Source organism: Campylobacter sp. W0014, assembly GCF_020135975.1.
GTDB lineage: Bacteria > Campylobacterota > Campylobacteria > Campylobacterales > Campylobacteraceae > Campylobacter_D.
Map to the genome: position 1 here is coordinate 1 of NZ_JACHTR010000035.1, position 10,370 is coordinate 10,370.

At 29.6% G+C, this 10,370-nt stretch carries 12 protein-coding genes and 1 pseudogene; 3 read left to right on the top strand and 10 right to left on the bottom strand.

What is annotated here, in order from left to right; translation table 11 throughout:
* A pseudogene (locus H2277_RS08310) lies at positions 1-599 on the top strand (hypothetical protein); the annotation flags it as partial.
* Here H2277_RS08310 and H2277_RS08315 read toward each other — a convergent pair.
* The 4 genes from H2277_RS08315 to H2277_RS08330 are packed head-to-tail and all read right to left on the bottom strand — an operon-like array spanning position 596 to position 3,716.
* A complete protein-coding gene (locus H2277_RS08315) occupies positions 596-1,474 on the bottom strand; it encodes an RsmB/NOP family class I SAM-dependent RNA methyltransferase (protein ID WP_337201861.1) in 879 nt (292 codons plus the stop codon). The pseudogene H2277_RS08310 and the gene H2277_RS08315 sit on opposite strands and share 4 nt — an antisense overlap.
* Positions 1,464-1,844 carry a Holliday junction resolvase RuvX gene (gene ruvX / locus H2277_RS08320; RefSeq protein ID WP_337196135.1) on the bottom strand — a complete coding sequence of 127 codons (381 nt, stop codon included), beginning with the start codon at positions 1,842-1,844 and terminating at the stop codon, positions 1,464-1,466. The genes H2277_RS08315 and ruvX overlap by 11 nt, the downstream gene beginning before the upstream one ends.
* Positions 1,841-2,617: a DNA-processing protein DprA gene (locus H2277_RS08325; protein WP_337201862.1), complete on the bottom strand. Its 777-nt coding sequence runs from the start codon at positions 2,615-2,617 to the stop codon at positions 1,841-1,843. The genes ruvX and H2277_RS08325 overlap by 4 nt, the downstream gene beginning before the upstream one ends.
* Entirely contained in the window at positions 2,607-3,716 is a 1,110-nt protein-coding gene (locus H2277_RS08330) for a divergent polysaccharide deacetylase family protein (RefSeq protein ID WP_337201863.1), read from the bottom strand. The genes H2277_RS08325 and H2277_RS08330 overlap by 11 nt, the downstream gene beginning before the upstream one ends.
* Before the next feature lie 209 nt (positions 3,717-3,925).
* On the opposite strand from H2277_RS08330, the gene H2277_RS08335 reads away from it, so the two are divergent.
* Positions 3,926-5,839 carry a ribonuclease R family protein gene (locus H2277_RS08335; RefSeq protein WP_337201864.1) on the top strand — a complete coding sequence of 638 codons (1,914 nt, stop codon included), beginning with the start codon at positions 3,926-3,928 and terminating at the stop codon, positions 5,837-5,839.
* A gap of 8 nt (positions 5,840-5,847) precedes the next feature.
* The gene (locus H2277_RS08340) at positions 5,848-6,813 is read left to right on the top strand and encodes a DNA polymerase III subunit delta (RefSeq protein WP_337201865.1); all 966 of its coding nucleotides are present in this window, start codon (positions 5,848-5,850) and stop codon (positions 6,811-6,813) included.
* Here H2277_RS08340 and hypA read toward each other — a convergent pair whose 3' ends face one another.
* The 6 genes from hypA to H2277_RS09335 all read right to left on the bottom strand — a co-directional run.
* Positions 6,814-7,158: a hydrogenase maturation nickel metallochaperone HypA gene (gene hypA / locus H2277_RS08345; protein WP_337201866.1), complete on the bottom strand. Its 345-nt coding sequence runs from the start codon at positions 7,156-7,158 to the stop codon at positions 6,814-6,816.
* Positions 7,158-8,132 (bottom strand): hydrogenase expression/formation protein HypE, encoded by a 975-nt coding sequence (hypE, locus tag H2277_RS08350; protein ID WP_337201867.1) that lies wholly within the window; start codon positions 8,130-8,132, stop codon positions 7,158-7,160. Before hypE ends, hypA begins: the two co-directional genes overlap by 1 nt.
* A complete protein-coding gene (gene hypD, locus H2277_RS08355; protein WP_337201868.1) occupies positions 8,129-9,220 on the bottom strand; it encodes a hydrogenase formation protein HypD in 1,092 nt (363 codons plus the stop codon). Before hypD ends, hypE begins: the two co-directional genes overlap by 4 nt.
* A complete protein-coding gene (locus H2277_RS08360) occupies positions 9,204-9,485 on the bottom strand; it encodes a HypC/HybG/HupF family hydrogenase formation chaperone (protein ID WP_337201869.1) in 282 nt (93 codons plus the stop codon). Before H2277_RS08360 ends, hypD begins: the two co-directional genes overlap by 17 nt.
* The gene (gene hypB, locus H2277_RS08365) at positions 9,485-10,213 is read right to left on the bottom strand and encodes a hydrogenase nickel incorporation protein HypB (protein ID WP_337201870.1); all 729 of its coding nucleotides are present in this window, start codon (positions 10,211-10,213) and stop codon (positions 9,485-9,487) included. Before hypB ends, H2277_RS08360 begins: the two co-directional genes overlap by 1 nt.
* Before the next feature lie 70 nt (positions 10,214-10,283).
* The coding region (locus H2277_RS09335) for a hypothetical protein (protein WP_407928569.1) at positions 10,284-10,370 on the bottom strand (87 nt) is incomplete at its 5' end.

The window sequence follows — 10,370 nt, forward strand, 5'->3', positions numbered from 1 at the left end:
AACAAATTGTAAAAAATATATTTAATGCAGAACAATTTAAAGAAGCACAAGAGCTTGATTGTATCTCGGGTTTAGAGATTAATTGGATAAAACTTGATTTTTCTCCTCAAAGTATGGAAGAACCTTCACTAGAAGGTGGTTTTAATCCTGATATGTCATTTTATCCAAAAAATGAAGATGGAAGTTATTCTAAAGAAGCTTTATTTATGAGTTTTTTGAAATCTTATCCGCCTATTCCATCTTCAAATCAAGTTGTTTTAAGTCCTGAAGCAAAAGTTTTGGAAGCACAACGTAAGCTAGAAATGAAAGTAAATCCTTCTTTTGATGTTTCACTAGATGACATCATGGCAGGCAAAGTTGATTTTGCAAGTTTATTAAAAGGTTATGCACAAGATGGTTGGCTTGACGCAGATATTTATGCAATGGAAAAAGGAGTTAAATGGCAAAATACAAGCATAGGTTATGGTGGAGCTTTGTTTGATAATCAGTTTAATCAAGCAAAAGCTAATGGCTGGAAAGCAAGTAGTGAAAGTATCAATTCTTTTGTTGGATCTATAATGGATAGATTAAATAATCTCATAGGACAAACTAGGGTTTAAGATAATTTTTTAAGCTTAGCTATAAAAAATCCATCATAATCTGAATTTGGAATAATTCTCTTGCATTTTGAAATTTCTTGAAAAGACTCACTTTGTGCATCTTTTACTATAACATGCTCTAAATTGATATCTAAAATTTCGAGTTTAAATTCGCTTTTTAAGGCATTTTCTATGACTTCTTCATTTTCTTCTTTGGTAAATGTACATGTGCTATAAACAAGCTCTCCACCTACTTTTAAAGCCTTTAGTGCAGAATGTAAAAGCTTTTTTTGCGTTTTAGCTATATTTTTTATTTCTTTATAACTTTTTTCTAAATCAAAACCCATTTTTGCAAAAGTCGAGCACGGGGCATCAAGCAAAATTTTATCAAATTTTAAAGGGCATAATTTTCCTATTGTTTTACCATCTTTCATAAAGCATTTTGCATTTACTCCATAATTTTGAAGATTTTTTTGCAAAACAAAAAAACGTTCCTTGCTGATTTCATTACAAGCTAAATAACCTGTATTTTGCATAAAATTAGCTAGATTAATGCTTTTGCCACCTGGAGCAGCACACATATCTAAAACACTTTCTCCCGCCTTTACGTCCAAATTTAAAGCACATAAATAAGAGGAATAATTTTGTATATAAAATTTAAATTCATTAAAAGCTTTCATAGAGCTTAAAATATTTTTATCCTTAGCCTCAAACAAATAACAATATTCATTGATTTTTTTCCATTTTAAATGAGCTTTTAAAAAATCATTTTCCAGCTCTTTAAAATCGCACTTTAAAGAATTTAAAAAGACACAAATATTTTTTTCCTTTTCAAAAGAATTTAAAATTTGAGCAAATTCTTTTTCCGTATAAAGCGTTTTGATTTTAGAGAGCAAAATAATCCCTTATCATAATAAAAGCTGCCAAAGAATCCAATTTTCCATCTTTTTTTCGAGTATTAGCCCTTTGAAATTTCAAAGCCTCTTTGCTTGTTCCACTTTCATCTACATAAATCACTTCTTTTTCAAATTCAAGCAAAGAAACAAAATGTTGGATGCGTCTTTGCATTTCATCTTCGCTTGATCCTCCTTTTGGAATACCCACAATCAATAAAGAAATATCATATTCTTGTAAGATTTTTTTTATTTCTGTAGCGGCTTGATTGCGATTTTTTCTTATAACAGCATCAAGTGGAAGTGCTATTTTATCGATGCAAAGCGCCACTCCAATACGCTTTAAACCCACATCTAATGCTAATGCTCTCATTTTAAAACTCTTATCAATAAACCCTCGATAGAAATTTTACCCTCAAGTTCATATTCGTAAACTTTTTCACCATAAAGCGCTAAAGCCTCATCGATGCTGACACCTTTTTTACAAAAATCCAAAAATTCATCTTGCTTGTCTTCGCACACTTTTGCAAACTGGCCAACAAATTCTTTAAAATCATAAATTAATTCCGCTTTTTTCTCTTTCAAAAGTAAATTCGTCCCACTACTTTCATTGATCCTATGAGGTAAAACGTATAAAGGTTTTTTTAATTCTAAAGCAAGTTTAGCACTTTGCATAGAGCCACTACTTATATCAGCTTGGGCAACAACTACAGCTTCACTTAAAGCGATAATTAAACGATTTCTAAGCAAAAAATCATATTTTTTAGGGATATAATTTTCTTCATATTCGCTTAAAGCTAAGGCTTCTTGATACATTTGTTTGATAATTTTTTCATTGCTTTTTGGATAAATTTGACTCAAACCATTTGCAAAAATTCCTATCGTATAAGGCATAGCAGCAATACTTGCACTGATATCAACCCCCAAAGCCCCGCCGCTTACAACACAAATTCCTGAATTTTTAAGCATATTTGCCAAAGAAAAAACGCAATTTTTTGTATAAACACTCATTTTTCTTGAACCAATGATGGCAATTTTACGCTTCTTTAAAAGCTCTAAATTTCCTTTATAGTAAAGTTTTTTTGGAGGTTTTTTCAAGTCTTTAAAAAGGTCTAAAAAATCATCGCTTAAAATTTTACTTTCCATAAATTTCACTCAAATATACTAACTCCACCTTAGCAAGTAAATCTTTACTCTCTTGTAAAGCTTTTAAGGTACTTTTTCTTGGATGGCCGATTGCGATGGCAAATCCTTTTTTCTGTGCCAATCTTACAGCACTTAAAAGCTGTTTTTTAACATAAGCTACATTATCTTCATTATCCAAAAAAATATCTCTTTGTATATAAACCATGGCTGTTTCTTTGGATGCTTTTAAAGCCTTAGAATTTCCTATAGTTTTAGAATCCACAAAAAGTAAATTTTGACTTTTTAAAGCCTCGTAAAGATTTTTCATAGCCTTTTCATTGCTTGTAAATAAACTTCCGGTATGGTTGTTGATATATTTTAAATTTTTAAAATCTTTTTTAATCTGTGCGATTTTTTTAAAAATTCTTTCTTCGCTATCATTTGGATTTAAGGTATCAAGCTCTGGTTTATTGTAATGAATAGCAGCCAAAGGCAAATGCACCATATAAAAATTAAAATTAGAAGCTAATTTTGGAGTATTTGGATGATTTTTATCAGGTGGAAAAAAAGAAGGGTTTAATTTTAATTTTAAAGCTTTAAGATTTCTTACCTGACTCGCATTTGCCATATCATCGATAATAATAGCAAGTTTTGGAAGATGTTTGTCTTTTTTTTGTATCGTTTGGGTGCTTAAATTTTGCTCAATAAGACTTGAATTATTTTCTAAAATAGTTGTATTTTTTAAACTTAAATTATTATCATTATTTAAGCTTAAATTGCTCTTTAAAGTGTCATTTTTCTCAAGGCTTATATTTTGTTCGATCATTTTTGTTAAATTGATATCGTTATCGATTTTTTGTGCCTCTTGCTCTAAAATAGCTAAACTTTTATTTTTATCTTGATCATGAAAATCTTCAAACATTTCTATTTTATTTTGATTATTATCCTCTAGCAAAATCAAATTTTCTTGTTGATCGTTGTTATTTTTAGCAAAATGATTTGTAGTATTTTTAAGTTCTTGATATTTTAATAAAATTCCTAAAGCCAAAGCTATACACAATAAAAAAAGTATAGCTATAATCAAAAATCTTTGTATTTGTGTTATTTTTTTCTTAAGCAAAATAAAATCTTATAATGAGATATTTTTGTAAAAATTATTTTTTTTCAAATCACATTTTACTTGACAGACTTTGATAAAAAGATTATTCATTATACTTATCCCGTATTTTAAAATATCAATAGCAAGTATTATAACAATTAAAGTCTAAAATTCATATTTTTTTTATAAACTTTATGTAAAATTTCTTAAAAACTTACAAAAGTATATCAATGAAAGAATTTTTAAACAGCCTAAACTATGGAATAAATATCAATCAAGTTAATAATGAATACAAACAAATCATCAGAGAACTTCTAGCAAATCAAATCATTAAAGAATATAAAAATAAATTTTACCTCAACAATGGCTTTGCCTTTGGAGTTCTTGATATTTCAAGTAAAGGAACGGGATTTTTAGAATGCTTTGATGAGAGTTTTAAAAAAGATTTACTCATCGAAAACAAAAACTTAAAAGGCGCCAATTATAAAGATATCGTCGCTGTTAAACTCCTTCCTTTAAAAAGAAAACGACCTAGCGCTAAAGTTATTTTAGTGCTAAAACGTGCCAATGAAACTTCAATAGTCATCACCAAAAGATACGGAGAAGCTGTACTTGGAATGAATATCAAAACAGGTTTAAGTCTTGCTTTAAAAGCTTCACAAAAATCATTAAAAGCCCTACCTTTAGGAACAGTGCTAAAAATAGAAAATGAAAATAACAACATTATAGAAGTTTTAGGGCATATTGATGATGAAAATGTGGATGAGAAAATTTCTCTTGCACTTTTTAACAAAAATAGCGAATTTAGCGATACTTGCATCAAAGAATCTTTAGCCAATGGTAATAGCGTTGATGCGAGCATGTATGAAAATAGAATTGATTTAAGATCTTTGCCATTTTGCACCATAGACCCTATACACGCTAAAGATTTTGACGATGCTATTTATTTTGATGATAAAAAACGAGAAATTTATGTGGCTATTGCGGACGTTAGTGAATACGTCTATGCTTATAGCGCTATAGATAAAGAAGCTAGAAATCGTGGATTTTCGATATACTTCCCACACATTGCCATTCCAATGCTACCTCGTGCTTTAAGTGAAAATATTTGCTCTTTAAAACCCTATGAAGATCGCTTAGCGTATTGTTTTAAAATCGTTTTAAATGAAAAAAATGAAGTTGTTAAAGAAGAACTTTTTGAAGCGATTATTAATTCTAAACGCCGTTTTAATTATGATGAAGTGGATGAAATTTTATCAAAAAAACCTGACCTAAAAGAACACAATTGGCTTTATAAACTTTTTGAAATCACACAAATTTTAAGAAAAAAACGCCTTAAAAATGCTTTTGAATTTCGAACCGAAGAATTAAGAATGGTTTTGGATAAAAATTTAAGCCTTGAAAGTACTTTTATAGAAAAGGATACTTTTTCTCACAATCTAATCGAAGATTGTATGCTTTTAGCCAATAAAGCAGCAGCAAAAATTTTAGAAGATACGGGAATTTTTAGAAACCATTTAAGCGCTGATGCCAAAAAAATCGATAAACTTCTTAATGAATTAATCGAACTTGGTATTGATGTTAAATTAAAACCCAATTTACCAGAACTCATACGCGATATCCAAGCTTTAGCAGATGAGTTAAATTTAAGAGCAGAAGTTGATAAGCTCATCATTAAAGCGCAAAAAAAAGCAGAATATTCTAGTGAAAATCAAGGCCATTTTGGCTTAGGGTTTGACAAGTATTCTCATTTTACAAGTCCGATTAGAAGATATTCTGATCTTATTTTACATCGTTTGTTAAAAGCTAAACAAAAAAAAGATGAAAAGCTTTTTAATTATCTACTTTTAAATATACAAAACACTTGCGAAAGCCTTAGCACCCTTGAAAAAGAAGCTGATAAAGTTGCTTTTGATTTTATGGATAGAAAATTTGCAAGATGGGCTTTAAAAAATATAGGAAAATGCTTTCAAGCTTTAATCATTCAAAATGAAGGGATATGTATTGCTAAACTTGATGATGAAATTAAAGGAGCAGATATTATCCTTTACGATACCCGTGCTAATCTTTTGCAAAGGGTTGAAATTCAAATCATAGAAGCAGATATTGTCATGGCTAAAATTTATGGAAAAATTGTTGCTTGAGGTAAAAAATGTATAGAAAAGACTTGCAAACACTGCTTTTAAAAAATAATTTTCCTAATTTTTTCTTTTTATATGGAGCTGATAATTTTCAAATAGAATTATATGCCAATTTTATTAAGAAAAAATGGACTTATGATGAAACTTTAAAATTATTTTTTGAAGAATATCATTTTAATCAAGCCAGTGATTTTTTAAGCGGAGGTTCTCTTTTTAGCAACAATAAGCTTTTAGAATTAAAAATCAATAAAAAAATTCCCGCAAAAGAATTAAAAATTCTAGTCGAACTCTGCCACAATAATCAAAATAATTTTTTTCTTTTAGAGCTTTATGATGAAAATTCTAAACAAAGTGATATAGAAAAAATTTTTACAAATAATTTTGCGCGATTTTTTCAACCTAACAATGCAAAAGAAGGCATAGAACTTTTAGCGATGAAAGCAAAAGAACTTAATATAGAAATCACTCAAAATGCCTTATTTATGCTATTTACAAATTTTAATGAAAACCTATATCTAGCAGCGAGTGAATTAAATAAATTTGCTAATTTAAGTGTAAGTGAAAAAGATATAGAACAATACTGCTATAGCCTTAGTTCTGGAAATTTTGAAAGCTTTTTTGAACTGATTTTAAAAAGGCTAGATTTTAAAAATGAACTTGAAAAAATCATAGAAAGTTATAATGAAATTGCATTACTTAATTATCTAAGTGCTGGTTTTTATCGTCTTTTTAAAATCGCTATTTATGCAAAAATTTATGGAAAAGTAGATTTAAAAGAATTACTAGGCTATTCTCCTCCTCCTTTAATCGCTCAAAAATTAAGTCAACAAGCCTTTAGCATTAAAATAGAACAATATAAAAATATTTTTGCTTTATTACTTAAAAGCGAATATGAATTAAAAACCAATTCTAAATTAGCCAAAAAAGAATTTTTAATTTCAAATTTATTAGAACTTGGAAGAATCATGAAAACATAATCACTGCATTACTAATCGCATCAAATGCAAATCTTCACCTTGCATGATCTTATATTCCAAACTCGAGCAATGCGGACACTCAAAAATATTTTCTTTCAAAACGCTTTTTTGATCACATTTTAAACATAAAATTTCAAGTGGGGCGATCTCTATCAAAAGTTTTGCATTTTTACAAAATTGTGAATTTTCCTTAAATGTTTCAAAACAACGCTTAAAAAGATCTACCTCAACTCCGCTTAAACGCCCGATATTGACATAAATTTCTTGTATATCTTTGGCATTATTAGCTAAAGCATTTTCTTCACAAAGATCGATTAAAGATTCCACTATGCTAAGTTCATGCATCAGCAAATTCTCGGTAAAAGCTCACCTTTTGGAGTCTCTAAAAAACGCTTAGCTCCAAAAGAATTTTGCAAAATCACACGAGAGGCTTTTTCTTCTAAAACTTCTCCTATGATATTTGCATTTTTATTATATTTTCTTAAAATTTCCAAGGCTTTTTTCTCATCTTCTTTTTCCACGCAAAGAACAAAAGTGCCTTCATTTGCGAGTTCATACGCCTCATAACCGAAAAGCTCACAAAGTCCTAATACCTCATCTTGTATGATAATTTTTTCTTCAAAAATTAAAAAATCATTTCCACTTTGTTTTGCCCATTCGTTTAAAACCGCACTCAAGCCGCCTCTAGTCGCATCACGCATAGCTACAACTTTTACATTATTTTCCAAAAGTTCTAAAACTTCTTCATTTAAAATCTTACAATCACTTTTAATATTGGCTTCTAAATGATTTCTTTGAATCAAAACACTCGCGCCATGCCTACCTATATCTCCAGAAACCAACACACTAAGCCCTGCTTTTATATTTTTAGTTTCTTTTTTATCAAGGATTTCTCCTAAAGCTGTTGTGTTGATGTAAATTTCATCACCCTTGCCTTTTGGCACCACTTTAGTATCACCGCACACAACTAAAACTCCAGCTTTAGAGCACTCTTTTTGTATGCTTTGTAAAATTTTATTGAGTTTTTCTATTTCAAAACCTTCCTCTAAAACAAAAGCTAAACTAAGGTATTTTGGTTTAGCTCCGACCATTAAAACATCATTGATAGAACCACAAACACAAAGTTTGCCAATATTTATTTCATCATCTAAAAATATAGGATTCAAAACAAAAGAATCTGTGCTAAGGGCTAAATTTCCTAAAATTGCAGCATCATTTGCCGCATTTAAAATATCATTATTAAAAATTTTAAAAATTCCACCCAAAAGCTCATTCATTTCTTCTCCGCCACCACCATGAGCTAAAGAAATATTTTTCATGCATTTACCTTTGAATATTTATAATAAGCCGCACACGCTCCTTCTCCTGAAACCATACAACTACCTATAGGACTTCTTGGAGTGCAAACCTTGCCAAAAACTTTACAATCATAAGGCTTAGCCAAACCTCTTAAAATTTTCCCACAAATACAAGCTTTACTTTCATTTTTGCTTGACACTGCACAATCAAATCGCTTATTTGCATCAAAATCGCTAAATTCTTCTCTTAATCTTAATCCACCATTTTTAATAATTCCTAGGCCGCGAAATTCAAAATCGCAAGGTTCAAAATATTTTGTAACCAAATTTTGTGCTTTAATATTGCCTTTTTCACTCACAGCTCTTTTATATTGGTTATATACCTCAAAAGTTCCTTTATTAATTTGCTTTACTATATTTAAAACACTCTCCATAATATCCACTGGTTCAAAACCACTCACTGCTATAGGGGTTTTAAACTTAGTCGCTATAGGTTTATAAATTTCAAAACCTGTTATCACACTCACATGAGAAGGCCCTAAAAAAGCATTGATTTGCACATTTTCATCATCCATAATCGCTTCAATAGGTGCTGGAACGGTGATATGATTGATATGAAAAAAAACATTCTTTAAATTTAACTCTATCACTTTTTCAAGCAAAAGAGCACTCATAGGGGTTGTTGTCTCAAAACCTATAGCAAAAAAAATGATATTTTTATTTGGATTTTCTTTAGCGATTTCTAAAATTTCAAGTGGAGAATAAAGCGCTCTAACATCCGCTCCTTTTGCCCTTAAATCAATCAAAGAAAAATCACTCCCTGGCACCCTTAAAAGATCTCCTAAGGTACAAAAAATATTATCCTTCATGGAAGCTAATTTTATAGCAATATCAATACGATTTCTAGGCATAACACATACAGGGCAACCTGGACCATGGATAAAATTAATTTCTTTAGGCAAAATAGAAGGTAAGGCATATTTCATAATACTATGCGTATGCCCGCCACAAATTTCCATAATATTAATAGGGTTTTTAATCTCTTTTTTTATTAATTTTTTTAAGGCTAAAATGCTTTGTTTATCTCTAAATTCATCGATTAAATTCATTTAAACCTAAATCCCCTTCATCGGTATTAATTTCTCCATTGTTCATTTTTTCTACAATTTCTTGATAAGTTTTTATACTTTCTAGGGCAGATTCTTTATCGATTTTTTCCATAGCAACGCCTACATGGATCAAAACAAAATCCCCTTTTTGTAAAGGCTGATCAATCAAATCTAAATTAACTTTTCTTTTAACACCTAAGGTTTGCACGGTAGCATTATTTAATTCATCAATTTCTAAAATTTCAGATGGAATAGATAAACACATTAAAAAAGCTCCTTTTTTAATCTTAAAAACTTATACCAAAGTTCCACATTGCTTCCATTTTTAGCATCTAAAACTATGATATCCGCTCTTGGATTTAGTTCTTTAATCAACTTGCTAGCTTCTTTAATATCAAAATCAAAATGATGCGCTAAATCCGCTTTACTAATCAGCACCACATCAGCTTTTTTAAACATAACCGGATATTTTTGTGGTTTATCACTCCCTTCAGTCACTGAAAGCAAAACAACATTTAAATGTTCACCCAAATCATAACTTGCGGGGCAAACTAAATTACCCACATTTTCTATAAAAAGCAAATCCACGTCATTAATCGCTAAGTGATGCAAAGCATCATGCACCATAAAAGCATCCAAATGACAACTTTGCCCTGTGGTGATTTGATAAGCCTTAGCACCAACATTTTTAATTCTTTGTGCGTCATTATTGGTTTCTAAATCTCCCTCAATCACAGCAATTTTAATTTCATCTTTTAAAGCCTTGATCGTACTTTCTAAAAGAGTAGTTTTGCCGCTTCCTGGAGAACTCATTAAATTGATACAAAGAGTATGTGCTTCATTGAAATGATTTCTATTATGCAAAGCCTGTTCATCGTTTTTACTTAATATTTTAGAAATCACCTCTACCGTTTTACTTTCTTTTAAACTTGGATTTTCATGATGAAAAAAATTTTTTTGAGAATTTATAGAACAACCACAATCTTTACACATTTTTATTCCTTAAATAAATAATTATTCCATTGTATCCTTAAAAGTATTAAAATTTAATGAGTTTTTTAGATTAATTTTTATTTAAAAAATGTATCATTTGTCCTAAAGCTATAGAGCTATCATTACAAGGATATTTTAAAGGCACAAAAAAGTCTAA